This window comes from Butyrivibrio sp. INlla16 (assembly GCF_900104155.1).
Classification (GTDB): domain Bacteria; phylum Bacillota; class Clostridia; order Lachnospirales; family Lachnospiraceae; genus Butyrivibrio.
On sequence record NZ_FMYB01000009.1, the window covers coordinates 89,291 to 115,198 of the forward strand.

At 40.0% G+C, this 25,908-nt stretch carries 22 protein-coding genes; 5 read left to right on the plus strand and 17 right to left on the minus strand.

The features are described 5' to 3' along the window. Window positions 1–213: 213 nt before the first annotated feature. Window positions 214–1,200: a helix-turn-helix transcriptional regulator gene (locus tag BLR42_RS06420; RefSeq protein ID WP_091867593.1), complete on the plus strand. Its 987-nt coding sequence runs from the start codon at window positions 214–216 to the stop codon at window positions 1,198–1,200. Window positions 1,201–1,261: 61 nt separating this feature from the next. On the opposite strand, the gene BLR42_RS06425 is transcribed toward BLR42_RS06420, so the two are convergent. Further along, window positions 1,262–2,833, minus strand: coding sequence for a glycoside hydrolase family 43 protein (locus BLR42_RS06425; RefSeq protein ID WP_091867595.1), 1,572 nt, complete (start codon window positions 2,831–2,833; stop codon window positions 1,262–1,264). Then, entirely contained in the window at window positions 2,830–4,302 is a 1,473-nt protein-coding gene (locus BLR42_RS06430; protein WP_091867597.1) for a glycoside hydrolase family 43 protein, read from the minus strand. The genes BLR42_RS06425 and BLR42_RS06430 overlap by 4 nt, the downstream gene beginning before the upstream one ends. A gap of 248 nt (window positions 4,303–4,550) precedes the next feature. Between BLR42_RS06430 and BLR42_RS23895 the strand changes: the two genes are divergently transcribed. Next, complete coding sequence (locus BLR42_RS23895; RefSeq protein WP_330387308.1) at window positions 4,551–7,319, plus strand: carboxylesterase family protein; 2,769 nt, start codon at window positions 4,551–4,553, stop codon at window positions 7,317–7,319. 125 nt (window positions 7,320–7,444) lie between these two features. On the opposite strand, the gene BLR42_RS06440 is transcribed toward BLR42_RS23895, so the two are convergent. From BLR42_RS06440 to BLR42_RS06455, 4 genes are all read right to left on the minus strand, one after another. Beyond that, a complete protein-coding gene (locus BLR42_RS06440) occupies window positions 7,445–8,299 on the minus strand; it encodes a carbohydrate ABC transporter permease (protein ID WP_091867652.1) in 855 nt (284 codons plus the stop codon). Window positions 8,300–8,387: 88 nt separating this feature from the next. Next, window positions 8,388–9,305 (minus strand): carbohydrate ABC transporter permease, encoded by a 918-nt coding sequence (locus tag BLR42_RS06445; RefSeq protein ID WP_091867599.1) that lies wholly within the window; start codon window positions 9,303–9,305, stop codon window positions 8,388–8,390. A 160-nt stretch (window positions 9,306–9,465) separates the two neighbouring features. Continuing rightward, the gene (locus BLR42_RS06450; RefSeq protein WP_091867601.1) at window positions 9,466–10,938 is read right to left on the minus strand and encodes a type 2 periplasmic-binding domain-containing protein; all 1,473 of its coding nucleotides are present in this window, start codon (window positions 10,936–10,938) and stop codon (window positions 9,466–9,468) included. Between the two features lie 77 nt (window positions 10,939–11,015). Next, window positions 11,016–12,047 carry a LacI family DNA-binding transcriptional regulator gene (locus tag BLR42_RS06455; protein ID WP_091867603.1) on the minus strand — a complete coding sequence of 344 codons (1,032 nt, stop codon included), beginning with the start codon at window positions 12,045–12,047 and terminating at the stop codon, window positions 11,016–11,018. Window positions 12,048–12,366: 319 nt separating this feature from the next. Between BLR42_RS06455 and BLR42_RS06460 the strand changes: the two genes are divergently transcribed. Beyond that, window positions 12,367–14,799 (plus strand): glycoside hydrolase family 94 protein, encoded by a 2,433-nt coding sequence (locus BLR42_RS06460; RefSeq protein ID WP_091867605.1) that lies wholly within the window; start codon window positions 12,367–12,369, stop codon window positions 14,797–14,799. 78 nt (window positions 14,800–14,877) lie between these two features. On the opposite strand, the gene BLR42_RS06465 is transcribed toward BLR42_RS06460, so the two are convergent. From BLR42_RS06465 to BLR42_RS06480, 4 genes are all read right to left on the minus strand, one after another. Then, window positions 14,878–15,537 (minus strand): bifunctional (p)ppGpp synthetase/guanosine-3',5'-bis(diphosphate) 3'-pyrophosphohydrolase, encoded by a 660-nt coding sequence (locus tag BLR42_RS06465; RefSeq protein WP_091867607.1) that lies wholly within the window; start codon window positions 15,535–15,537, stop codon window positions 14,878–14,880. Window positions 15,538–15,557: 20 nt separating this feature from the next. Next, the gene (locus BLR42_RS06470) at window positions 15,558–16,994 is read right to left on the minus strand and encodes an MATE family efflux transporter (protein WP_091867609.1); all 1,437 of its coding nucleotides are present in this window, start codon (window positions 16,992–16,994) and stop codon (window positions 15,558–15,560) included. Window positions 16,995–16,997: 3 nt separating this feature from the next. Further along, window positions 16,998–17,510 carry a hypothetical protein gene (locus BLR42_RS06475; RefSeq protein ID WP_091867610.1) on the minus strand — a complete coding sequence of 171 codons (513 nt, stop codon included), beginning with the start codon at window positions 17,508–17,510 and terminating at the stop codon, window positions 16,998–17,000. A gap of 71 nt (window positions 17,511–17,581) precedes the next feature. Beyond that, a complete protein-coding gene (locus BLR42_RS06480) occupies window positions 17,582–17,860 on the minus strand; it encodes an HU family DNA-binding protein (RefSeq protein WP_022761214.1) in 279 nt (92 codons plus the stop codon). A gap of 183 nt (window positions 17,861–18,043) precedes the next feature. Between BLR42_RS06480 and BLR42_RS22640 the strand changes: the two genes are divergently transcribed. Continuing rightward, window positions 18,044–18,193 (plus strand): hypothetical protein, encoded by a 150-nt coding sequence (locus BLR42_RS22640; protein WP_022761213.1) that lies wholly within the window; start codon window positions 18,044–18,046, stop codon window positions 18,191–18,193. A 40-nt stretch (window positions 18,194–18,233) separates the two neighbouring features. Here the strand turns inward: BLR42_RS22640 and BLR42_RS06485 are convergent, their stop codons facing one another. The 4 genes from BLR42_RS06485 to BLR42_RS06500 all read right to left on the minus strand — a co-directional run bounded on the left by BLR42_RS06485 (window position 18,234) and on the right by BLR42_RS06500 (window position 20,634). Beyond that, window positions 18,234–18,545 (minus strand): hypothetical protein, encoded by a 312-nt coding sequence (locus tag BLR42_RS06485; RefSeq protein WP_139165115.1) that lies wholly within the window; start codon window positions 18,543–18,545, stop codon window positions 18,234–18,236. 141 nt (window positions 18,546–18,686) lie between these two features. Continuing rightward, window positions 18,687–19,208 (minus strand): tRNA-dihydrouridine synthase family protein, encoded by a 522-nt coding sequence (locus BLR42_RS06490; protein WP_091867615.1) that lies wholly within the window; start codon window positions 19,206–19,208, stop codon window positions 18,687–18,689. A gap of 4 nt (window positions 19,209–19,212) precedes the next feature. Further along, complete coding sequence (locus BLR42_RS06495) at window positions 19,213–19,770, minus strand: GNAT family N-acetyltransferase (protein ID WP_091867617.1); 558 nt, start codon at window positions 19,768–19,770, stop codon at window positions 19,213–19,215. 210 nt (window positions 19,771–19,980) lie between these two features. Further along, entirely contained in the window at window positions 19,981–20,634 is a 654-nt protein-coding gene (locus BLR42_RS06500; protein ID WP_170832653.1) for a GDSL-type esterase/lipase family protein, read from the minus strand. A 301-nt stretch (window positions 20,635–20,935) separates the two neighbouring features. Between BLR42_RS06500 and BLR42_RS06505 the strand changes: the two genes are divergently transcribed. Beyond that, on the plus strand, window positions 20,936–21,181 hold the full coding sequence (locus tag BLR42_RS06505; protein WP_022761209.1) for a PTS sugar transporter: 246 nt from the start codon (window positions 20,936–20,938) through the stop codon (window positions 21,179–21,181). Between the two features lie 67 nt (window positions 21,182–21,248). On the opposite strand, the gene BLR42_RS06510 is transcribed toward BLR42_RS06505, so the two are convergent. The 3 genes from BLR42_RS06510 to BLR42_RS06520 all read right to left on the minus strand — a co-directional run bounded on the left by BLR42_RS06510 (window position 21,249) and on the right by BLR42_RS06520 (window position 24,945). Beyond that, window positions 21,249–22,478: a replication initiation protein gene (locus tag BLR42_RS06510; RefSeq protein WP_091823648.1), complete on the minus strand. Its 1,230-nt coding sequence runs from the start codon at window positions 22,476–22,478 to the stop codon at window positions 21,249–21,251. A 944-nt stretch (window positions 22,479–23,422) separates the two neighbouring features. Next, window positions 23,423–24,160, minus strand: coding sequence for a hypothetical protein (locus BLR42_RS06515; RefSeq protein WP_091867621.1), 738 nt, complete (start codon window positions 24,158–24,160; stop codon window positions 23,423–23,425). Further along, window positions 24,157–24,945: a ParA family protein gene (locus BLR42_RS06520; protein WP_022761206.1), complete on the minus strand. Its 789-nt coding sequence runs from the start codon at window positions 24,943–24,945 to the stop codon at window positions 24,157–24,159. The genes BLR42_RS06515 and BLR42_RS06520 overlap by 4 nt, the downstream gene beginning before the upstream one ends. Between the last annotated feature and the right edge of the window lie 963 nt (window positions 24,946–25,908).

A 25,908-nucleotide genomic window follows, 5' to 3' on the forward strand; every position in this document is an offset into this window, starting at 1 on the left:
TATTTAATTCTCACTTATTGCTTTTTTAAGTCCAAATTTTACATGCATTTCTTGTACGCATTTCACAAACTTGCTAAAATAGGGCTTTTTCTATTTACTATATCCAGCAATATATGCTAAAGTACGGAAATAAAAGATTGCGTTTCGCAATAATTGCGTATAAATAGCAAATATCAATTTGTCAAATATTGGTTTTATAACAAAGAGGGTACTATGAAGAACAGCAAGAAAAATCTCAATCTTAACTTTTATCAGCAGAATACCGATTTCAGAAACAGGGTCATGGTCGCTGAAAAGGAAAACAGTATTTTCCCCAAGGATGCGTCCGTTCGCATCTGGTATAATGTCGAGACCAGTGATTATCTGCCCCATTGGCACGATGCTATGGAAGTGATCATTCCCATCGATAATTATTATGATGTGGATATAGATAACGAGCCTCATCACGTGCTTCCCGGAGAAATTCTCATGATTTCTCCCCGTAAAATGCACCATCTTCATGCTCCCGAGAGCGGAGCTCGCTTCATATGCCTTTTTAATGTAGATTTCTTCTCACAGGTTAAGGACTATACCGGTATGCTGTTTGTAAAAAACAGCTGCATTCACATAACTCCAGAGAGTTATGCGCCTGTTTACAGCGAAATCTATGACCTTTTCACACAGATTTGGAACGAATATTTCCAGAATACGGAGTTTTATGAATTTTCAATTTATGCTAATCTCCTTCAGGCTTTTACCCTGTTAACCAGATGTCAGCTCAACCAGATTCATCTGTTTACTGAGAGCAGCCCGAACAAGAGGAGAGATTACTTCACAAGGCTTAACGGCGTTCTTGAATATATAGATGAACATTATACCGAAGACCTTACCCTTGATGAAGTTGCTGATTTCAGCGGTTTTTCAAAGTTCCACTTCACCAGACTCTTCAAAGAGTACATGAACAGCACCTTTTACGATTATCTTATAGGTCGCCGCATTAAAGCCTCTGAAATCCTGCTCTCACAGCACGATCTTTCAATAACAGATGTTGCTCTTCAGGCCGGATTTTCGAGCATTTCTACCTTTAACAGAACCTTCAAGGCCAAGAAAGGATGCACTCCCGGAGAGTACAGAGCACTCTTCAGCCATAACAAAAATGACGCAGCGGATACCAATGAGCAGGCAATTGAAGAAGACTCCTTTGCTACAAGTATAATTTGATTAAAGAACTACTATTAAGAAACCAAACAGGGAAACGCCCATATAAGCGTTTCCCTGTTTTTTAATACACCTCATATTTAAATTCTGAAAATGCAGCTTCTCCGCCGATGCTCTTTTTACTAAACATAAACAGCGCGAATCTGCAGCCGGTAAAATGCGCCAGAGTGAATTTGAGACTCTTTGAAAATGGAATCGGATTAAAGTCTTTTTCAGAAAGCTTCCTCCAGAATACCGTCGCATTACCGACAGGTGCAAAGGTATTTGCATCTATTCTGAAAGCATAAGCCTTATCATTTCCCAATAATTCTCTGCATTTCTCTACTTCTTTTCCCTCCTCGTTGGAGATAAGAAGCAGCTCGTTGCCCTTTTCTGTCTTTTCAACGGCAAGATAGCAGTATTCTTCACACAAAATGCCGATTCCGGCCCTGTCACCATCCTTTAATCCTTCGACATTTACAATAACACTTGCTCTGCTTCGAGGCAGTGTCATTCTCTGCGTCAAAGAGTTTATCGCCTTATCAAACCTCTCACAAAGCCTGTCGGTTTTTATGAGAAACCTTTTCTTCTTTGTGTCCTGCTTTACAAGAGACATCTCCGGCTGGTGATTGAACTGCCAGAAGCTCTTCATACCAAAGCAGTCATATTCCCGCTTTTCAGTTTTTCTTCCATCAGCCACATCAGATATCTTCCCGCTTTCGCTAAAATCATCGCTTCCGCAAAGCGGCAGATATTCATAGCCGGGATCTGCATTGCACAACTCTATCTCTGCAGGAAGTCTGCCATTTTCCTCTATAAACGGAACTGCTCCCTTCCATCGAAGCGGCAACAGGAACGGTGTTCTTCCGGCTCCGCCTCTATCCTGAAAGAGCATTGTAAACCAGTGCCCGTCAGGAGTATCCACTATACCGCCCTGAGCAACTCCCTGTCCGAAGTAGCCCATATCGTCGCAGAATATCTCTCCTCCGCGAAACTCGCCTTCCAGCGAAGATGAAACAAAATAATTTTGCGTTCTCATCCATCTATCCGGCAAAGAATGTATAAGGAAAAGATAGTATTTATCATTTATCTTGTAAAAATGGCAACCCTCATAAGAAAGGAAATTATTTCCTTCCTCTTTAACAAGCACTCTCTGAAGCCCGCCTTCCTTGGGGCCTTTGAGATCGCTGTCAAGCTCAACCAGCTTTATCTCCCTGTTACCAAATGCGATAAAAACTCTGCCATCATCAAACAAAATGCTCGCATCATGATAAAAACCTTCAATATATTGTTTCTTCCATGGGCCTGTAATTGAATCTGCCTTATACAAATACGTCTTTTGCGTATCATTAGCACAAAAGCTCAGACAATAACTACCGTTATGATATCTGAGGCACGGCGCCCACATACCTTTTCCATAGATGTTCTCATCATCCAAAAGGCGCTGGCCGGGCGTATCATCAAGTCTGTCATATACATAAGACGCATGTTCCCAGTGAAGCAAATCATAAGATCTCAATATCTCACAACCCGGAAAAAAATGCATGGTTGTAGTAGCTAAATAGTATACATCCCCAACACGAATTACATCCGGATCCGGATAATCCATCGGAATTATAGGATTTATTGTCCCTAAGGAAACCTTCTCTTTAATCATTTCACAAATCTCCATGAATGTAATTCATATCCTTCTCCGGCAAAAGTAAAGAATACATCGTGTACTCCGCTCGGGGTCTTATCCAAAGAGACAAACACATCAGCTACCTCGTTGTCCTGTTCCTCCACCGGAACATAGGCAAGAACCTCACCGTCCGGTCTGTCCAGGCTCACGCGGATAGCACCTGATCCATTGCCGCCGACTTTAAGACAGATTTCAAAAGGCTCTTCATTTCCAAAATCAGCACCGCTAACGCCAATCCAGCTTCCATCACTCATCCCGGTGACAATCATATCACCCGAACCGCATCTCTCTGCCTCTTCACCATATTGCACAGTGTCTATTCCGGCAGAATTTGCCATGGTCACTGCCTTTACCTCATCATACGGATTAAGGTGAGAAAGCTGTGCAACTCCGTTTCGGGTTCCCTTTGAAACGGACGGACCGCCATTTTCAATCTCAAGTACATCTATATTTGTACTTCTGTATCCGCCATTCATTCCCATCGCTTCCTCAAGAATGCGGGCATGATATGTGATATACCAGTTTCCCTTAAACTCAAACATGCAATGATGGTTGTTTCCACCAAGTCCAAAGAAATGCTCAGGATTTCTTAAAACAGGCTTATAACGCTTAAACGGTCCCATAGGTGAATCGGACACAAGTGTTACGATTTCTCCCTGCAAATAACCTTCCTTCTCCTCATCTTCTGGCATCATGCTGAAATTTGAGCAATATGAATAGAAATACTTCCCGCCCATCTTATTGATTCCGGAATCCTCAAACAGGAAAGGAACATTCTCAATAGGCTGAGGATCACAAGCAAGACTGATCATATCGTCGCCAAGTTTTACAACTCTTGCCGTACCCGGATTTGCAGCCATTTCAAGAGAAGGAACACCGCCTCCTACATATAAATAAGCGCTTCCGTCATCATCCATTAAAACTGCGGGATCAAAAAGCCATGTAACCTCCGCGCAGTTAGGTGTCTGTCTGGAAATAAGAGGCCCATTAATAGGATCCGTAAACGGACCTACCGGACTGTCCGCGGACAGAACTGCTATTCCATTTCCATTATTTGCAAAATAAAGGAAAAATTTGTCTTTTCCATCAATATTCTTATATGCCGCAGCGGGAGCCCATGAATTAGCACCCCAATTTGCCGCACCGGTCTCTGATGCCGCATAGACCGTACCATGATCAGTCCAGTTAACAAGATCCTCGGATGATACAACACATATTGTATTAATATTGCTGTATGTATTTTCCAAAAGCTTGCCATCAGCATCATACATAGGCTTATCTCCTGTCATATACAGATAAACCCTTCCGTCGTAAACAAGCGCATACGGATCTGCACCAAATCTCTGTGTCATAACCGGGTTATGCTCAGACAGACCCTTCACCGCTTTAGAAAGTTTTATATTAGCAAAAACTTCCTCCATGTTCATTTCTTCTAAAACCTGCATTACTGCCTCCCAAATCTTGCGAAAACCGCAAATCCCTATATTTATACCAATCTACAATAAATTTTATTGATAACAGGCATTACTTTCCACAAACTAATTGCTGATTTTTTTGCATAAATTGCGTAGTACATAGCAATCTTTAGAAAACAAAAAGCAAGATTCGCATAGACCTCGGAAATCCAATATAGCTACAATCAAAATAGAGAATAGGTATAAAGTAGGAAACTTTAAATGGAGGATTAGAAGAAATGCTTAGACAGACTAAAGTTGAAAACGGAGCGGTTAAAGGCCTTCCGGGCTCAGATCCCAGAATAACCGTTTACAAGGGAATTCCCTTCGCTGCTCCGCCTGTTGGCGAAAACAGATGGCGTGCACCTCAGCCCTGCAAAGACTGGGAAGGCACACTAAACGCCTATGAATACGGCCCCATTTCCGTGCAGGATACCCCGGGCCTTGGAACCGACATTTACTGCAGAGAGTGGCACGTTGATCCCGAAATTCCGATGGATGAGGACTGCCTGTACTTAAATGTATGGACTCCTGCAAAAAAGACAGACGAAAAGCTCCCCGTACTAGTATGGTACTTCGGCGGCGGTTTTCAGTGGGGCTACACAGCGGAGATGGAATTCGATGGCGAAAAGCTGGCAAGACGCGGAATCGTCGTTGTTAGCGTTAATTATCGCTTAAATCACCTTGGCTTCCTCTCTCACCCGGAAATAACGAAGGAAGCACCGGATGCCCCCGGAAACTTTGGCCTTCTCGACCAGAAAGCAGGTCTCGAGTGGGTTTACAGAAACATTGCCGCATTTGGCGGAAATCCCGATCAGATTACTATCGCAGGCCAGTCTGCAGGTGGCGGTAGTACCATGCACCAGCTCGCATGCGATGATAACTTCGACAAAATCAAGGGTGCCGTTGTTATCAGCGGCATGATTCATCATCCAAAAATGACAGATGATATCTTTAAACCCCTTGATTTGCCTAAGGCTGAGAAGCTCGGTGAAGAATTCTTTGAATTTGTCGGAGTAAAAACGCTTGAAGAAGCAAGAAAAATTGATGCCTTTACTCTCAGAGAAAAATATGGTGAGTTTGCGCAGTCTCATCCCCGCATGTTTCCTATTCAGGACGGCATATTCTGCAAGGAGGATCCTGCCGTAAAGTTCCTTGAGGGAAGAAATGCTCCGGTACCGGTTATTTCCGGAAATACCACAGACGAGTTCCAGATCGATGGCGAAAGCAGCGTAGAGCTGTCTGTTAAGACCGTCTTCCTTGATGCAGAGAAAAACGGCAGAAATCAGAATCACTACTATTACAGATTTGATCCCGATATCCCGGGCGATGACACCCCCGGAACCTTCCATTCCGTAGACCTCTGGTTCTTCTTTGAGTCTCTTGGAAAATGCTGGAGACCCTTTGATGGAAGACATTTTGAACTCGCAAGAAAAATGTGCGATATGTTTGCCAACTTTATTAAAACCGGCGATCCTAACGGAAAAGGATGGGACGGCGAAGATCTTCCCGCATGGGAGCCTTACACCGATAAAAACCGCGCTGAGATGGTATTTGATGGCAGAGGCGCCACTCCTCAAAAGGAAGGCGGCATAAGACTTGGAATAACAGGTAAAAAGCAGGCAGTTAACCCCTATCTTCCCTCCTGGGAATACATTCCGGATGGAGAACCTTATGTATTCGGCGACAGAGTCTATGTATACGGTTCACACGACCTATATAATGGCGAGACTTTCTGCCTGGGCGACTATGTATGCTGGTCCGCTCCTGTGAACAATCTCGGCGACTGGCACTACGAAGGAGTTATCTATCCAAAGACTGCTGATCCGCTCAACAAGGACGGCCACATGTGCCTCTATGCCCCTGACGTGACTGTGGGCCCCGATGGCAGATATTACCTGTACTATGTACTTGATAAAATATCAATCGTTTCTGTTGCAGTATGCGATACTCCTGCAGGAAAGTACGAATTCCTCGGATATGTTCACTATCCGGACGGAACAAAACTCGGCGATAAAGAAGGCGACGAGCCTCAGTTTGATCCCGGAGTACTTACGGAAGGCGATAAGACTTATCTCTTCACCGGCTTCTGCGGACATGGTGATAAATCCAGACACGGTGCTATGCTAACAGTACTTGGTCCGGACATGCTTACAGTAGAAAAAGCTCCCGTAATCGTTGCTCCCGGAAGCTGCTACAGCAAAGGAACAGAATATGAGGGACACGCTTTCTTCGAAGCACCTTCTATCAGGAAAAAAGACGGAAAATATTACTTTATCTATTCCTCAGAAGTAATGCATGAACTCTGCTACGCTACTTCCGACAGTCCCGCGGGACCGTTTACCTATGGCGGTGTTATCGTAAGTAACTGTGATTTACATATCGATTCTTACAAAAAAGCAGCTATGTCCATGGCATCAGGTGCAAATAACCACGGAAGCATGGTTCAAATCGGCGATTCATGGTATATCTTCTATCACAGACATACAAATAATACCTGGTATTCCAGACAGGGATGCGCGGAAAAGCTTGAATTTAAGCCTGACGGAAGCATAATACAGGCAGAGATAACATCCTGCGGTCTTAACGGTGGTCCTTTATCCGATGTAGGAGAATATCCCGCATATATAGCCTGCAATCTGTTTACGGAAAAGCATGACATCTACGTTGGCAGCGAAGGTCCCAGGGTTGTTCAGGATGGCGGCGACGGAGATCCCGAAATCGGCTATATAAGACAGTTTTGCAATAATTCCACAGCGGGCTTCAAATACTTTGATATGAAGGCTGTAACAGGCCTTAAAATCAAAACAAGAGGCTATTTCAACGGAGTTGTCCAGGTGAAAACAAAATGGGATGGAGAAGTCCTCGGAGAAATCAAGGTAGATTCCCAGAATATCTGGAAAGAAGGAACCTGCAGCTTCGCTCCCATAACCGGAGTTAACGCTCTGTACCTCACCTTTGTAGGAAGCGGCAGTGGTTCTTTGAAGAGTTTTGAGATGTTACATTGATATATTGTTACAAAATACATAAAACAGTGAGCCGCAAGGCGCACATGCAGAAAACCACGGCACATAACATGCCGTGGTTTTCCTTTACTAACGCTTATTTAAAAAGAGTAAGTATAAAGTTTATATCAACCCTTTACACCACCGAGAGTGACGCCACCAACGATGTATCTTGAAAGGAGCAGATATACAACAATTACAGGGAAGATTGAGAATGCAATCATTACATAAACCTGTCCCATATCGAACTTCAGCCAGTCTGCTGCACGAAGCTGTGCAATAAGAATAGGAAGTGTCTTCTTGGTATCTGTATGAAGCACAAGTGCAGGTGTGAAGTAGTTATTCCAGCTACTTACAAAGGTAAAGATCGCCTGAACCGCAATAGCGGGCTTCATAAGAGGTAATACAATACTGTTGAAGGTTCTGAACTCACCTGATCCATCAATTCTTGCAGCCTCAATAAGTGAGAGCGGAAGAGTTGAATCCATATACTGCTTCATGTAGAAAAATACTGAAGGAGCAGCAATTGCAGGAATTGTCAGCGGAATAAATGAATCATCAAGTCCCATTTTTCCGATCAACTGTAAGAAACCAAGCGCAGTTACCTGTGCGGGAATCATCATAACCATAAGTATGAAAGTAAACATAAAATTCTTCAATTTGAAGTCATATGCGTGAATAGCATAAGCTGTCATCGTTGAAAAATATGTTGATAATACTGCAGTAACAACCGCTATTAAAAGCGAGTTGAAAATACCGTTAAAAATCGGCAATGTACCATTTTTAAGGTTTGTCCAGTTTTCAATAAGATGTGTGCTGGGAATTGCTGTAAAGCCTGCACTAAGTTCCTGATGTGATCTGGTTGAGTTGATGAAAAGCACATAGAACCAGAATAAGCACAGGAAAGATACCAGGATCAGCACAACATATGAAATTACTCTTCTGACCTGAACAGAAGCACCATTCTCTTTCTGTCCCGCCATAAGGCTTCTATTTTCTAAAGCCATACTTGAATCAGCTGCCATATTCTTTTCCTCTCTAAATCAATGATAATAAAGCAAATGCTCTATTTTAGTGTTTCTTCTTTGTCTCACCGGAAGCTGTGAACTTAAATACAATAAGGCTGAGAATTCCGGTAATGATGAACATAAATACTGAAAGCGCACCACCAAGTCCATAGTTCTTACTGAACAGATGCTTATTCAGATACATGATCAGAGTCATTGATGAACGCATCGGATCACCTGTTCCGTTTGTCAAAATCTGAGGAACATCGAACATCTGCAGTCCGCCGATGAGTGATGTGATCATAACGAAAACAAGGATAGGTCTAAGCAGCGGTAATGTTATTTTATAGAAAATCTGAGTAGCTGTAGCTCCGTCAACCTGAGCTGCCTCAAAGAGTGAAGGGTCGATACCCATCATTCCGGCCATCAGAAGAATTGTCGTATTTCCAAACCACATAACGCAGTTCATGAATGCAATAAGTGAGCGAACAGACCATACATGAGACATGAACTGATATGCCTCTTTGATCACTCCAAGCTGTAAAAGAAGTGAGTTGATCGGTCCTGTATTAGCAAATAATGTAAAGAACAGCATTGAAAATGCGGATGCCATGATCAGGTTGGGCATGTAAATAACTGTTTTGAAAAATGCCTGTCCTTTAAGTCTAAGTGACGGATCCGTGAACCATGCACCAAGAAGAAGCGACAAAAGAATCTGAGGCACAAAGCCCATAACCCACATTATCAAAGTGTTTGTAAGGTAAGTCGGCAGATCGCCGTTTGTAATAATAGTTACATAATTCTTAAGTCCCACAAAGTTGGGTCCAATCTGTGTAAGACCTGAACGGTAATTCTCAAAGAAAGAATTGTAGACGGTAGTTACAAGCGGTACCATCTGGAAAACAAGGTAAACAACAATAAAAGGTATAAGGAAAATGTATCCCCATTTATTGTAGCTTACGACTTTACTCTTTTTATTCATAAGCATTCCCCTTTTCTATCTCTTCCCAAATCATCTATTGGGGCGTTTCGTAAATGTCAGATTAAAGATATTCATTATACAGGGCGCATTGGAAAACTCCATGCGCCCTGCTAATCCCCTCATAATCTAATTCACAGGCTTTTTGCCTTTATTATTTATATCAGTCTGCTGTAACCTCAGGATACTTCTCAACTACAGCCTTTTTGAACATATCAAGAGCCTCGTCAAGAGTTGCATTGCCTTCGAAGTAGTTCTTAGCTGCGTTCTGGAACTCTTCGTTACATCCCTGATCGTATGCGGAAAGGTTAGAAAGGTCAACCTTCTCAGCACCTTCTGCAAGCTGAGCATAAGGGTTCTGGCCGCCAAGGAGATCAAGGTTACCTGAATCATCAGAAGCAAGCTCTGCAAGAACTGTCTTGCTGTTTACACAGTCAGCATCCTTCTGTGCGATCTCTTTAAGAACGTCCTTATCTGTTGTCATTGTAAGGATGATGTCCTTTACAAGACCAGCATTGTCTGTACCGGTTGCTGCACAGATCCATGTGCCGCCCCAGAAATAAGACTGAGGTCCTACACAGTATCCCCAACCACCCTGGTTAGCGATTGTGCCATCAGCGTCAGCGTCAAGGCAGAAGTTGAAGAACCAAGCGGGTCCGAAGTAGCAGAAGATCTTTCCATCAGGAGTCTTACCCTTTGCCCAGTCATCGCCCCAAAGGTCGTATGTGTTCTCAGCCTTAGCATCAACAAGTTCCTTAGAATCATTTACCCAGTTCATAAGGTTATCATCAATTACAAGCTTGCCATCCTGTACCCACTTACCGGATACATTGTTTGAATATGTACGATATGTGTCGTTTACAGAACACATTGTGTAGCCAGCTTCCTCAGCCTTCTTAGCTGTCTCTACATACTTATCCCAATCAGCTACAGCTGCCTGAACTTCATCAGGATCATCTGTTCCAAGAACTTCCTTAGCTGCCTCACGATTGTAGATAAGACCAGCAGAGCATGCCTGCCATGAAGATCCCTTAAGCTTACCGTTGCTGTCTGTTACGATTGACTGTGTATATGTGTACTGATCTGCAAGATCTGCATCTGTGATACCAAGATCTGCCATGGGCATTGTGAAATCAGTATCAACATACTTAAGAGCGTAGTCAGCCTCAACAAGGAAAATATCAATCTTGTCATCAGCAGCTGCATCAGCCTGCTTAAGAAGTGTCTCATCAAGGTTGTTCTGATAAGCGTTGTCATCACTGGGAGTGATGTTCCAAACTACATCTACATCACCGATCTTACCGTGTGTAGCGTCAACCTCTTCATATCCCTTATAGTGATCTGTAAGTCTTGACTTGAACTCTTCGTTCCAAGCATAGATGTTGAGTACCTTACCCTCATCTGCTGCAACTTCTTCAGTTGTCTCTTCAGCTGCTTCCTCAGCTGCGGGCTCTTCAGCTGTCTCCTCAGCTGCAGGCTCCTCAGCAGGCTCCTCAGCTGCGGGCTCTTCAGCTGCTGTAGACTCCTCAGCTGCGGGCTCACTTGTAGCAGGTGCTGAACTGTTGCCACCGCAACCAGCAATCATTCCTGCAACCATTGTTGTAGAAAGCAATACACCAAGTAACTTTCTTTTCATGAAATTTTACCTCCCTTTTCATAAAAGTAATGAAATGAATGTTATTTATTTAAAACAGCTTTTGCCGTTCTAAATCTTTATTGAACGAGACGCTTTACTGTCTCTCCTTCGTTCAGGTGCCCCGGAACAATTACCTGTTCACTGAGTGTGGTTCTTGGATTCTCGATGGAATCAATGAGCTTTTCGGCTGCTTTTCTTCCTAATAAATCCGTATCCTGAACAATTGTTGTGAGCTGCGGATTGTACTTCATCGCAATATCGATTCCGTCATATCCTGCTATTGAAATATCATCCGGTATTTTTAAACCCTTGAGTTTTATTGCATTTATGCCTCCAAAGGATGAAAAATCATCCGGATACAATATGCATGTCGGCCTGTCCGGCAATTCCAAAAGCTTCTCCGTCGCTCTCTGCGCGCCTACGGTATCACGATACTCAACTTCCAGGATGTACTCATCCGGAATCTCCAACCCCAGATCCATCGCCGTTTTATAGAAGCTTTTAAGTCGGCTCTGTGTAACCGCTGAATCTGTACCGTGTATGTAAGCTATTTTCCTGTGACCCATCTCATATATATATGTGAGAAGATCCTTCATGCCCATAACGTTATCGGATACAATGGCTGATCTGTCGTTGAAAACATGGTCAATCGTAACAACCGGTATGTTTCCTCTTACAAGCTCTTCAACCTCTGGATTGTAGAAATCCACACAGGCTATAGCCACTCCGTCAAAATTTCTGTATCTTGCATGTGCCATATAGGACATATATCCCTGTGAGCTTCTGTTATTACTTATAAAAGTAAGGTCATATCCCCTTTCTTCTATCTTTTTCTTAAAGCTCTCAATAACTCTGGCAAAATAGTTATGAGTTAACCCGCTCTGGGAATCATCCATAAACAAAAGTCCTATATTATAGGTTCTGTTTGTTTTTAGTGCTTTTGCAGCAAAATTAGGAAAATACCCCATTGACTCGGCAGTCCTGCGAACATAATCTTTTGTCTCCTGTCCGATGTCTGCCTGATCATTTAACGCTTTTGAAACTGTTGCGACAGATACCTTGCACGCAGCTGCTATATCTTTTAATGAAACTCTCTTACGTGCTGCCATCTATCCCCCTTAAAATTTCTAAATCGTTTTCGTAAGTTGAATATACAACACATTTTCCATTAAATCAATATCAAATTTATATTTTGTTGTGCACATTGTATCTTTTTGTGACAAATTTACAAAAATAAATATTAAGAATTTATTAATATTTCCAATAATGATCATAAAATCGCTAAAAAAGACCATTTTTAACGAAAACCTTTGCGAAAACGCGCATTTTACGCATTTCCTTTTTTTCTTGAAATCTGTGAGAAACCCCTATATAATCAACAATAGCAAATAACGCTTAATCGTTTAAGATTTTTTAGGAGGATTTTCGATGAAATACGGATTTTTCGATGACAAAAACCGCGAATACGTAATCACTACACCCAAAACTCCTTTGCCCTGGATCAACTACCTTGGCAATAAGGATTTCTTTACTCTTATATCTAACACCTGCGGTGGTTATACTTTTTATAAGGACGCTAAGCTCCTTCGTCTTACAAGATATCGTTACAATAACGTTCCCTATGATAATAACGGTAAATATTTCTATATTAAGGATGGCGAAACTGTTTGGAATCCCGGCTGGCAGCCTGTAAAGACTGAGCTTGATTCTTACGAGTGCCGTCACGGTATCGGTTACAGTAAGTTCACATCTGAGAAGAACAGTGTTAAGGCTTCTGTCCTTACATTTGTTCCTATGAGTGATACCTGTGAGGTTTCTCACGTTGAGCTTACAAACAACAGCTCTTCCGAGAAGAAGATTCAGCTTTTCTCATATGTTGAGTGGTGCCTCTGGAACGCTGATGATGATATGAAGAACTTCCAGCGTAACTTAAGTACCGGCGAAGTAGAGATTGTTGATTCCACAATTTTCCATAAAACAGAATATCGTGAGAGACGCAATCACTATGCAGTATATTCCGTAAATACTAAGGTTGATGCCATCGATACCAGTCGTGATGCATTCCTTGGCGCTTACAACGGCCCCGATCATCCGGACGCTGTTTTCGCAGGAAAGCTCACAAACTCCGTTGCAAGCGGATGGTCTCCGATCGCAGCACACCAGATTGACATCACACTCGCTCCCGGCGAGACCAAGACCTTCAACTTCATCCTTGGATATGTTGAGAATCCTGAGGAGGAGAAATGGGAGTCTCACGGAATCATTAATAAGAAGCGTGCAAATGATCTCCTTGCAAAATATCAGTCAGATGCTGATGTAGAGAAGGCTCTTGCTGAGCTTAATACATATTGGGACAACCTTCTTTCCATCTACCACATCAAATCCGGTAATGAAAAAGTTGACCGCATGGTTAATATCTGGAACCAGTATCAGTGCATGGTTACATTCAATATGTCACGTTCTGCTTCCTATTACGAGTCCGGAATCGGCCGTGGAATGGGCTTCAGAGATTCTTGTCAGGATCTTCTTGGTTTCGTACACCTCATTCCCGACAGAGCAAGAGAGCGTATCATTGATATCGCTTCTACTCAGTTCCAGGATGGTAGTGCATACCACCAGTACCAGCCCCTTACAAAGAAGGGTAACTCAGACATCGGTTCAGGCTTTAATGATGATCCGCTGTGGCTGATTGCAGGTACCAGCGCATATATTAGAGAAACAGGTGATATGTCAATCCTTGATGAGACAGTACCTTTTGATAATGATATGAGCGTTGCTACTCCTCTTATGAACCACTTGAAGAGAAGCTTTGACTACATCGTTAACCACAAGGGTCCTCACGATCTGCCTCTTATCGGACGTGCAGACTGGAATGACTGCCTGAACCTTAACTGTTTCTCAGCACATCCCGGTGAATCCTTCCAGACCTTTGGTCCCAGCGAAGGCCCCGTTGCCGAGTCAGTTTTCATTGCAGGTATGTTTGTAAAATACGGTGAAGAGTACGCTCAGTTATGCGAGCTTAAGGGTGACAACGCTGAGGCAGAGAGAGCTCGTGCTGAAGTTAAGAAGATGTACGATGCTGTTTGCACAGCAGGTTGGGACGGCGAATGGTTCGTTCGTGCATATGATGCTCACTCCAACAAGGTTGGTTCACACGAGTGCAAGGAAGGTCAGATCTACATCGAGCCACAGGGCTTCTGCGTACTTGCAGGTATCGGTGTTAAGGAAGGCCTCGCAGAGAAGGCACTTAAGAGCGTTGAAGAGCGTCTTGATACCAAGTATGGTGTAATGATCCTTCAGCCTGCTTATACAGAGTATCACCTTGAACTTGGTGAAGTTAGCTCATATCCTCCGGGATACAAAGAGAACGCAGGTATCTTCTGCCACAACAATCCTTGGGTTTCAATCGCTGAAACCGTTCTTGGCCATGGTGACAGAGCATTCGAGATTTATAAGAAAACCTGCCCTGCTTACGTAGAGGAAATCAGTGATGTTCACTGCACAGAGCCCTATGTATACTCCCAGATGGTAGCCGGTAAGGATGCTAAGTTCTTCGGCCAGGGTAAGAACAGCTGGCTTACAGGTACAGCAGCATGGACCTTTGTTAATATTTCACAGTATATCCTCGGAATTTATCCCACACATAAGGGATTATCCGTTGATCCTTGTGTTCCGGCTGATTTTGGTGATTTTGAGCTTACAAGAAAATACAGAGGAACAACTTATAATATCTCCGTTAAGACCAACGGTGCCCAGAAGGGTATTAAGAAGCTTATCGTAAACGGAACTGAGATTGAAGGAACAGTAATTCCTCATGATCCTTCCGTTAAGGAATACAATGTAGAAGCCATCATGGGCTAAACTACCATCGCTAATCCTTCCTTTTTTCTATCCTCTAAAAATCCCCGCAGATGCAACTAATCTGCGGGGATTTGTGTTTCAATTTGACTTTATAATAAACGCCTTTATTGTCTCCAACATGCTTCTAAGCTGATATTTTATAAGGAAAACAGCGTCATTATACTCAAGATTGTCATATTTCAGTTTTTCCAATATCGGATATAGATATTCCTGTGTTTCTTCCACATAATCGATCATTTTTTCGGTGGAAAAAGCCATCGCCATAACACTGACATTATTACACCTGTCTAGCCCCTTAACTATCGATGCCATGGCGTTTGTCGCTATTCCATCATAGTATTTCTTCTTTTCATCAGCAGTCCCGCCGTAATTGACCGGTTTGGTCAATAGCTTGACTGCTTCCTTTACAGTGTCTGAAAAAGGAAGTTCCTCCGGTGCCACACCACAATCCTCGCAGACATCATGTAAAAGAATCGTCGCAAGGAGCCGATCATCCTTTATTCCCATCGCGTGCGCATGACAGGCCATCATTAAAGGATGGATTATGTACGGAATATGCTCCTGCGTATAAGGACTTTTCTTTCGTGTCTGCCCGGCATGTTTATCTCTGGCATAATAGAGAGCCTGATAGGTCTCCGAGAGATTTTCCTCGATAGCGTAACCGAGCATGCGCGTAAACATATGGTCCTCGGAGAATATTTTTTCCTTGAGAATCCATGCGGGTTTTTCAATATCCATATCATCCTCCTTAAAATACATCATGCATTTTTGACGATATTTTTAACCCAAACACCTTTTTTCACAAGTATAAATCCTATTGTACTCTTAATCAGTTCCAATGCGCAAACGCAGAAGTAAACCGTGGTCACAGCCATCACGGTATATCCTGCAAGAACTCTGGCAACCGGAACACTTACCGCCCATGTAAAGCAGCTATCGAACAAAAACGTAATAAGAGTTTTTCCTCCTGATCTTAATGTAAAGTATGACACATTTGCGAAAGCATTTACAGGCATTACACACGCAACAATCCTAATAAATTCCGTTGCAAGATTCCTGATCTCGGGCTCAGTGTTGTAAATTTGAGGAATAACGGGTGATACCAAAAACAATAAACTGCCCATAACTATGCAGCTTGTTATGCTAAGGGCCGCCATTCTCCATGCATAAATCCTCGCCTTCACATAATGCTCCGCTCCAAGCTCCTGTCCTACCACAATGGATGTTGAATTACCAAGAGATAAAAATACCTCATTAAATATCTGTGCTATTGTATTGGCAATATTCATCGCGGCAATTACCTCTATTCCTCTCATGGAATAACTCTGCAGTAAAACTGCCTGTCCAAGACTCCACAGGCATTCATTTACCAAAAGCGGAAGGCTCTTTGACAATATCGGCCATATCAAGTGCACAGGTACATGAAAATTCTTATATAAGCCCTTTAAAAACTCGTACTCTGTCTGCTTAAGATGACCTCTGAATACTACTATACTTGATTCAACAAACCTTGAAATAACAGTTGCTATTGCCGCTCCGGAAACCCCGAGCTTTGGAAAGCCGAAATGACCGAATATCAGTATGTAGTTAAATATGAAATTAATAATCATAGCAGTCATGCTGGCAACCATCGGAAGTGTGGTCTTCCCCGATTCACGTATGGTTCCTGCATAGACCTGCGTAATACCAAACGGAACAAGACTTACAAGCAAAATATTAAGATAATTTTTTGCAAGTCTCATTGTTTCCGCAGCCTCTTCGGCAGATGTCTCTTTTGCTATATATAACTCAATGAGGCTTGTTCCTGCTATTTTGAACAAAATAATCGCAGAAACAGAAATCACCAGCGCTACTATCATTTTAAAACGCATGGTGATTCTTACTCCTTCATAATCTCTTTTTCCAAAAAACTGTGTTCCGAAAATACCTGCTCCCGCAAGAGCACCCCAGACGCACAACATGAATACAAACATCAGCTGATTAACAATTGCAACCGCTGACATCGCAAGTGTTCCAACCTGCCCAACCATAATGTTATCTAAAAGTCCCACAACGTTGGACAAGGTGTTTTGTATAATCATCGGCAAGACAACCATCGCTACTTTTTTGTAAAAAAGTGCCTCACCAATCAGACATTCTTTCAGCGGAAGCTTTACCTTTATGGCATCCGCCGCAGTCACCTCTGTATTTTTCATATTTTAATTTGTAGCTCCGTCAATCTGATCCATAACACCATCGGAATACTTTTCAAGAATTCCGGTCAATTCAGAATAATCTTCAGCTGTAAGCTTGTCCTGTGCATAGTCCATAAGACCATCTACATCCTTATTTGATATATAGGATTCCACATCTCCCATCGATTCAAGAGAGATATTCTCGGAAATAATCTCAGAAACCTTATCCTTATCCTCTTCGGTAATTGATTCCAACTTTTCCTTAACTTCCGAATCGGACTTTTCTGCGTATTCCTCGATAGCCTTGTTTACAACAGTCTTTGCAACCCCTTTTACTACTTCCTTTTTGGCACTTTCTATAGCACCTGTTATCCCTTTTTCCTCAGGCTTTTTCGCACCTTCCGCATTCGTCTCTTCGGAAGTTTCCGCGGTCTCCTCGGTATTTGTATTAAAAATTGTATCTTTACTGTAAAGATATATTCCTCCGATAGCCAATACAATTGCCAATGTAACTACAAAAGATTTAAATATTTTCATAAATCATTCCTCGTAAAAATTGAAAAACCCGGAGTGCCAATGACACCCCGGGTCTAAGCTCATGATCTGAATTATTTCTTGTTAACAAGATCCTTAAGGGCCTTACCAGCCTTGAACTTAGGAGCGATTGAAGCAGGAATCTTAATGGAAGCACCTGTCTGAGGGTTCTTACCTGTTCTAGCTGCTCTCTTTGTGGTCTCAAATGTACCAAAACCAACGAGCTGAACCTTATCCTTCTTCTTAAGTGTCTTAGAAACAACATCAATGAAAGCCTTAACAGCCTTCTCAGAATCCTTCTTGGAAAGACCTGTTTCCTTAGCAATAGCTTCTACAAGTTCTGTCTTATTCATTTTTTATCCCCCTTTGTAGGTTGTATTTTGAAACTAAAGAAATTCTACCACTACCTATCATCTAAATCAACGCTTTTATACGCTTTTTCGCTATTTTTCAAAATAAAAACCGCATTTTTTTGTGCCTCTGGTTCCATTTTAGTGATATGATTAGTATATAAACACTCTATATCAGGAGGCGATATGGGCGCAGAAAATAAGGAAAAAGAAGAATTAGCGGATATACCAACACATCCTGAGGAAGCTGAAAAAGCCAAAAAGCTTAAAGCTGCACCGGATGAAATCCTGGCAAAAGCCATACATGAAATGCTCATGAAGGATATTCCGCAATAAATACTCCTTTTATACAGCATGACATCATGATGTATTGTTGTCATGTCTCTTTTATTATGCAATTTTTGAATACTGCCCTCTCGGCATTCCTGTATTCCGCAATATTTTTTGCAGTTCTTATCTTGTGTATATAGGGCTCAGCCGCTTGTCCATTTTCCTGTATCATAAGATTTCCAACATAAAACCATATTTCTTTCATTTTATGCATTATTGATTCTTCTGCAGGAATTTCTACCTTGTAACAGTTTTCAAGTTCTCGGATAAAATCCTTTAATTCAAGAAGTGTTATTCCTGATCCTCCGCTTATCTGTCTTGCAAGTGCAGGATTTACAACCAACCCTCTTCCCAGCATTACCTCGCATAAATCCGGAAACTGTCCTATGATTCGTTGATAATCCTCTGCATGAAATATATTACCGTTATATCCTACAGGATTCTTACTGTTTTCATAAGCCCAGGAAAAAACCTCCATGTCAGGAAGTCCTTTATACATCTAAGTTCTAACCCTGGGATGTATTATTACACTTGAAAAGGGATACTTATTAAGTACAGGTAAAATATCTTCGAATTCATGCGGATTTACAAGTCCCAGCCTGGTCTTTACCGAAAATTTAATATCCCTTGTTATCTTATCGTTAAAAACTTCTGCAAACAATACATCCAGTCTTTCCGGATCCTCCAGCATTCCTGAACCTTTGTGTTTACTTACTACTGTTCCCACCGGACAACCCATATTCAGGTTTATCTCATCATATCCCCTCGAATGAAGCTCGCCCAATGCCCAAATTATCTCATCCGCATCATTTGCCATTATTTGCGGTATTATCCTTATTCCCTGCTCAGAATTGTTTTCAGGTAAAATCTCACGGATATCTCTCTTTTTTATCGAATGATGCTTATAAATCGATAAAAACGGGGTATAGTAGACATCTATACCCTCCTCAAAGATTCTGTGATGAGCATTTCTGTAGCAATATAATGTTATGCCTTCCATCGGCGCAAAAGATGTTCGCATCGTACTAGTGTCTCCATAAATTCTTGGACATCAAAATCTCATCATGATAGGTCCCATCCATCATTTTGAAAGCCTGCGGAATCTGACCGCAATCCAAAAATCCCTTTTTCTTATATAATCTAAGCGCTCTTGCATTATCAGCAAAAACACTGAGCTCCAATCTCTCATATCCGCAATTCTCAGCAAGCTCTATAGCCTGATCAAGAAGATGCGACCCCAATCCCAAATTCCAGTATTGCTTTCTCACCACAAGCTCTGCCGAAGCCCTGTGACGAGTTTTGAAGTTTAATCCAACAGGACTTACGGAAGTGACGCCTACGATTAAATCCTCATCAAAAATCGCTATCATACCAAGATGCTCTGCCCTTAAATAATTTCCTATGATTTCACGCTCTTTTTCCACGGAATTTTCAATTTCGTAGGGATACCTGGTCAGATATACTGTCTCACCGGCAACATCCCGCCTGAAAGCCAATACTTTCTCAGCATCTTCTGCCGTCGGAGTTCGAAGTTTTAATTCCATACCCCTTTTTGTTGATACTCTTCTCTCCTCTACTCTCATAATGCTAAATTATCATCCCCCAAAACTACTAATTATTTTTATAATATCACGTGCTATAATTAAGTAAGTTTTTGACTACAGTAGTCAATAATTGGCATTTCCAAAATGCTTTATGCACTCTTATATTATGCAACAAAAAATCCACGAAGTCGATAACTTCGTGGATTTTAGTTATATTAAATAATGTTATAATTTATAGGCAATTGGTTATCATGCGAGATGAGCGCACACATAATCATCAACTTCATGTCTTTCCTGGGTAAGATCGATGTTTTGAAGAATATCTGCCATTTTATCTGCAAATACCCTGTGTCCGTCCGCATTCATATGCACACCGTCAAAAGACATCTCAAGATCCCATTCACTTGCATCTGCAAAGAATATTCCGACTTCCTGCGCAATTATATCCAGTTCAGCTGAAAATCTCTTTCTCTGTGCCTCTGCCTCTTCCAGATTTTCATCCATATGAGGAAGTATTCTTGGAGGAGCAATGAGGAGAAATCCCGTCTTATTGTCAATAAACTCTGTTCTTTCCAGCTGTCTTTCGATAAAATCTCTCATTTTTGTCGCAACCGTCTCAGCATCAGGAAGAGACATGCTTATAAGATCATTTGTTCCTAGCATAACTGCAAACAGATCAAGCGGACTATTCTCCAAAACTGTCTTGTCTAGAGATAAAAGGGAATAGGGATTATCCGGTATTACTCTGCCATTCATTCCATCAGCAAAAACTCGCCAATCTTCATACACCTTTGAAGCCAATATATCTGTCCATCTCTCTGATGCGGGAAGTCTTCCGCCCATCATTCCTCTGGGATCAAATCCGTATGTGTTCGAATCACCGTAAAAAAGCACTTTTTTCATGTACATCGCCCATTCCTTTCTGTATTTTTCTTTATTTCCAAATTCAATATACCACACGAATTATGAATAATCTGTGTTTTTATAGTTTTTTTATGGAATTCAGCCTTTTTTTCGCAAATTTTCGCAATTTCTACACATTTTGACGCAATAATATCATTTACCTTTCCGATATATTGTATTTATTAAATTTTTATATACTATATTTTGTGGTTGTTCTTTTTGTAAGTTTATGTTATTGTTGTGACTGTATTTTTTAATCATTTTCTATAGGGGGAAGCGCAAAATTAGCGCGAGTTGTACTATGACAAAAGACGTAAAAATCAGTTTCACAGACAAAAAACAGGTAATTAAGTTCGTGCAGATGAATTCAAGTTCATCTTGCCAGATCGATGTTCGTAGCGGTCACAGCTACATTGATGGCAAATCCATCATTGGTCTTCTTTCACTTAACTTATTGAAGCCTTTATATGTATCTGTAATCGGTGATAAGAACAAGATCGCAGCATTAATCAATGGTTATCAGGAATCACATCTTGTAGCCGGTTGATTCGGATGTAATTTAATCCAATAGTTTTTATGTATTAAAAAAAGAGCTCGTTTGAGCTCTTTTTTCTTTAGAAATTATCAAGAAGTTCCGATTCCATATCCTCATAGGAAAAAGTACTTTGCACATATTCTCCGACGATAGGACTTGCCTTTACTCCTGCTGATGTGTAATTATTCTTAATTGCCGCTATCATCCATCCAACAAAATTTTCCACATTACCGGATTGTCTCAAATATAAATCATACGCATTTTTTATCTTATCCAGGTTATAATTTGATGCCTTCAAAATGGACCTGATCTCTGAAATCTTAATCTTTTCGTCTATAATATCCTGTACCTGATCCATAAGCTCCAATTCACGTGCAGGATTTATAGTTGTTTCCTTCTGATTTAAATCATCACATGCGTTATTTTTATTCTTAACCCTCGGATTTACATCGATCTTAAATCTGATACTTACTACTTTTCCGCCTCTTCCGGCCTTGACCGGTTCATAATCAAACCAGATACTGGTGGTTTCATTTAATTCTTTCTGTGCTTTATCAAGAGCAAACTTTTTGAAATTACCAAAAGTCTTAAGTTTACCTGCCCCATCCAGCTTGTCAGCCTGCTTCTCAATAGCATCGTAATCCGGATTTCCCTTCTTAAGTGCGCTGATTATTGCAGGATCTGCCTGAGAGTCGATTATTCCCAGACGAAGCTTCAAATCTGTAAGATGATACTGAACATAATATGGCCCTTCTTTTCTTGTAATAGCACGCTGTTTGTCCATTTCAGCCTTCAAAATCTCGTATAATCTGAATGAATATACGCTGTTAAGCTGTACAGCTTCTGCCAGACTAAGAACTGTATAATTGTTCTGAAGATTTGCCAGATAAGGAGTAATCTTACTGTTATAGCGCACATTCAGAACTCCGTTTTTGAAAGAGGCATCCGTAATGACATTTATGGCCTCAATCTCTCTGGTATCATCATTGGAATAGATAATTCTCCAGTCAAGTATTGATGGTTTTGACTTCACAGGCTCAATGGCAGCCTTTATATGTTCATAAAAAGAGCCACCCTTAACGCCAAAAATCTTCTTTAAGTCCGTTCCGTATATATTTGCTTCCAGTGTATTGCTATCCTGATTAAGCTCTGCCTTTGCTATACTTACTGCAAAGAGCTTTTGGACAAGAAGTGTAGATCTTCCTTTAGAATTGATCAGCGTATTTGCCTTTTTGTAATGCTGATTAGATAAAAAACTTTCAATAGCAGTTGTTTCTTCTTCCATCTGCTGTTTTGATTTGCGCCCCAAAACAACCTCCTTCACCCCAAAAGGTCTTTATTCATACCTTTTTAATACTAGCTTATTATAGAGCTATTATATCACACTGTAAACAAAAAATACCTGATTTTATTAAACTTCTTCCTTTTTGATAATATTATATACCCCTTAACTAATATCTTCTATTATATTCTATGTTATTTTATCGGTATATTGATAATTGCAGTTGACTATATGGGTCAGTTATAAAATTGACTTATACAGTACCAAATAAAATATGTACCCATTTACTACTAATTAAGTATAAAATCTCCCCATAAACTACTAAATAAATCAAATTATATACCTTTTTTCTACTAACTTGGTCTTAAATATCCCCTTTTACTACTAACTACTCTGATATTAATCTTTTTCCGGTCAATAAAATTAGGCTAAAAAACGCATTTTTTTCATTTTATCTACTTTACTGTACATTTATGTCCCCTTTTTCTATCGAAGTTACTATAAAATCTCCCCAAAAACTTACGAAAAAAGGATTTATATATCCCTTTTTTCTACTAAGTTATTAAAGTATATGCAATCTATAATAGAAATACTGCGAATCTGACGCGTTTTGCTGTTTATTCCCCCGCTTAGGCCTGATCCGGAGACATTATGATATATATACCTAAAAACTACTTGATTTTACCAATTTTCTTATTTATCATCCCAAAAACTACTAATTAAATCTTCTAAAAATCCCTATTTTCTACTAACTACTACTTATTCTTTACTTTTTCTTTGTTTTATATGACCCATTTTTCTATCATCTTATTCCATTTAAGTAATTATCATGTACCAAATAACTACTTACCTTAAGCCCTTTTTCTAGACAAAAAAACCTCGAAAGGCCCATATCTTCTGGCATTCCGAGGTTATTAATTAATAAAGAATTATGTTGTTAATTAATATATATTGTTAACAACATACGTTGTTTAAATATTTAATTGTTCCATAAAGGATTTATATTTTAGATACAAATCTTTATTTTTCTCATAATCCTGTTCAATAAGATTACTAATATATTGCTGATAGGATATTTTACCGGATTGAGTCATAAAATCAACATATGATCTTAACTCTCCCAATCTAATATGTAGAACACCACTACTCTTCTCTTCAGGCATTAAAGGAATTGGTTTACGTCCAACATTTTTGGAAGCTTTTATTGTTTCATTTTCATAAACAGTAGTGGGCTGTACTGTAGGCTGCTCTGCATATACTATCTGTGGCTGCATAACAGGAGCCGCTTCCTGAACATATGAAACTACTGGTTGAACAGGTTGTACAGGTTGTATGGGCTGAATCGGCTGAGCTGGCTGTACAGGTTGTGCGGGCTGCACTGGTACAGAGGATTGAACTACAGTCTGAGCATTTGATGAAAATGATGCAGCTACAGGAGTAGCAACAGATATTTGCTGTTCTTGTGCAGGTACAGGCTGCGCAGCAGGCTGTACAGGTTCTGGAAGTACTTGTTCAACTTCTGGTTCCGGGACCTTCTTATTTACAGGCTTTTCATCAATAACGGGTGTTTCAATAACGTCAGATACAGTATCTTTTTTTGTTTCTTTCTTTGTTGTATTTTCTGCTTTCGCAGGTGTCTCCTGTATGGGCTGGTCATTGACCATTTTCTGGAAGTTTTTTGCCATTGCATTGTGCAAATTCTTTTTCATTTGGACTCCCCTTTCAGAAACTCTTTAACAAATGCTTCATAATCTTTTGTAGCACGTGCATTAGGTGCATATTCGAATAATGACTGATTAAGTGTCTGAGACTCCTCTACAGCGACATTTTGGTGTATTTTGGTGTTATATACCTTTATTTCATACTCTTTTGCCAGCATTTCAATACCTTCGAGCCAAATATTGGCATTATTGGTATTTCTGCAATTGGTTACGAGGATTCCGGCTACATCAAGATCAGGATTATTTAATCTCTCTGACATGACAGATATCCATGAAAACAGCATATTTGCACCATTTGTTGCGAATGCCTCTGGTGTCATAGGAACTACAATCTTATCTGTAATTGCAAGTACATTCTGTGTAATAAGGGCCAATGTAGGGCTGCAATCAATAATACAATAATCATATTCCTTATTTAGCTTTTTCAATGCTCTTTTAAGCATAAATTCTCTGGAAGTAACACCTGAATAGTCCAAATCAGCAGAAGTAAATTCAATTCCTCCTATAATAAGGTCTAAATTGTTATTTATAGGTATCAAAGTGTCATTTATATCTGCTCCGGGCTCCCCTTTTTCTGACTTAAATACGTCAGATAATGTAGCTGCAGGTATGTTATATAGATCAATTCCTGCCGCCTGGCTGAGATTTTCCTGTGGATCAGAGTCAATCATAAGTACTTTGTAACGTTTTTTTGCCAAACCGGATGCTAATGCATAAGTAGATGTTGTTTTTGCAACGCCACCTTTTTGGTTGCAAAATGAAATTGTCTTCATATTCCCTCCCATTTATCACATTTAATCATTGTATATTGTAACATTGCTGATTAGATGTGTAAAGATAAATATAAAATGATATATGTGTTATTTGATATAACAATATATAGATATATAAATATATTGCTAATAATATATTTATATATATGTATATATGTATATCATAAAATAAATGTAATAAGAAACAAATATATAAATAGAATAATGTAATATGCCAACATGACATCATTTAAATAATATAGATATATATAAAAATAACAATACAACATGATGTCATATAGAATAATTAATGATGAACATATAAAATGGTGTGGATAACGCAACACATCAATACATCAAAACAACATTCTATATTTTGATGTAGTGATGTGTTAGTCCAAGATGCACCCTTGGCGCATGTGGTTAGAGCTTTCGCGCAAATAATGATCGTTTTTACAATGATGTAATGACATCATGATATATAATTATATACAATATATAGTACCTACAAAAATAGTAAAAGCAATATATTGAGTTATGACTTGTATATATGTAGTAAGTTTGGCCCGAACTGGTTACATTATACACGTTTTAAAATACATGGTTATTAAGCCGGACAAATGATGTGGTGACATCATTATGTAAACATATCAAGAAACTTTGAATATAACAACATGATGACATGATACAAATATACTAATGGAATATGAGATAATTGTATCGTTATGTAAACATGTATTTGGGTATAGACATCATAATGTATCAATATATATAAACAGCAATATATTATGTTAACATGATATATATCTATATTATTAGAATGTAAGTATGATATAATAGTATCATTAGATGATGCATATAAGATGTACAAATATCTAAATAAAAATATATAAATATATAAATAAAACAATATATTTAGAATATTAATCATCAATATGTAATAGTATTTGTAAATAATGATGAGCAAATATAAAGATGAAAATA

Coding starts and splice junctions, on each gene's coding strand:
- BLR42_RS06480 (WP_022761214.1), bottom strand. CDS start 17,860: ATGAATAAGACAGAACTTGTAGAAGCTATTGCTAAGGAAACAGGTCTT.
- BLR42_RS06430 (WP_091867597.1), bottom strand. CDS start 4,302: ATGCAGGTTTTAGAAGAAATGAACATGGAGGAAGTTTTTGCTAATATA.
- BLR42_RS23895 (WP_330387308.1), top strand. CDS start 4,551: ATGCTTAGACAGACTAAAGTTGAAAACGGAGCGGTTAAAGGCCTTCCG.
- BLR42_RS06505 (WP_022761209.1), top strand. CDS start 20,936: ATGACAAAAGACGTAAAAATCAGTTTCACAGACAAAAAACAGGTAATT.
- BLR42_RS06490 (WP_091867615.1), bottom strand. CDS start 19,208: ATGCGAACATCTTTTGCGCCGATGGAAGGCATAACATTATATTGCTAC.
- BLR42_RS06495 (WP_091867617.1), bottom strand. CDS start 19,770: ATGAGAGTAGAGGAGAGAAGAGTATCAACAAAAAGGGGTATGGAATTA.
- BLR42_RS06485 (WP_139165115.1), bottom strand. CDS start 18,545: ATGCTGGGAAGAGGGTTGGTTGTAAATCCTGCACTTGCAAGACAGATA.
- BLR42_RS06470 (WP_091867609.1), bottom strand. CDS start 16,994: ATGAAAAATACAGAGGTGACTGCGGCGGATGCCATAAAGGTAAAGCTT.
- BLR42_RS06500 (WP_170832653.1), bottom strand. CDS start 20,634: ATGAAAAAAGTGCTTTTTTACGGTGATTCGAACACATACGGATTTGAT.
- BLR42_RS06425 (WP_091867595.1), bottom strand. CDS start 2,833: ATGATTAAAGAGAAGGTTTCCTTAGGGACAATAAATCCTATAATTCCG.
- BLR42_RS06460 (WP_091867605.1), top strand. CDS start 12,367: ATGAAATACGGATTTTTCGATGACAAAAACCGCGAATACGTAATCACT.
- BLR42_RS06455 (WP_091867603.1), bottom strand. CDS start 12,047: ATGGCAGCACGTAAGAGAGTTTCATTAAAAGATATAGCAGCTGCGTGC.
- BLR42_RS06515 (WP_091867621.1), bottom strand. CDS start 24,160: ATGAAAAAGAATTTGCACAATGCAATGGCAAAAAACTTCCAGAAAATG.
- BLR42_RS06465 (WP_091867607.1), bottom strand. CDS start 15,537: ATGGATATTGAAAAACCCGCATGGATTCTCAAGGAAAAAATATTCTCC.
- BLR42_RS22640 (WP_022761213.1), top strand. CDS start 18,044: ATGGGCGCAGAAAATAAGGAAAAAGAAGAATTAGCGGATATACCAACA.
- BLR42_RS06440 (WP_091867652.1), bottom strand. CDS start 8,299: ATGGCGGGACAGAAAGAGAATGGTGCTTCTGTTCAGGTCAGAAGAGTA.
- BLR42_RS06475 (WP_091867610.1), bottom strand. CDS start 17,510: ATGAAAATATTTAAATCTTTTGTAGTTACATTGGCAATTGTATTGGCT.
- BLR42_RS06450 (WP_091867601.1), bottom strand. CDS start 10,938: ATGAAAAGAAAGTTACTTGGTGTATTGCTTTCTACAACAATGGTTGCA.
- BLR42_RS06420 (WP_091867593.1), top strand. CDS start 214: ATGAAGAACAGCAAGAAAAATCTCAATCTTAACTTTTATCAGCAGAAT.
- BLR42_RS06445 (WP_091867599.1), bottom strand. CDS start 9,305: ATGAATAAAAAGAGTAAAGTCGTAAGCTACAATAAATGGGGATACATT.
- BLR42_RS06520 (WP_022761206.1), bottom strand. CDS start 24,945: ATGAAGACAATTTCATTTTGCAACCAAAAAGGTGGCGTTGCAAAAACA.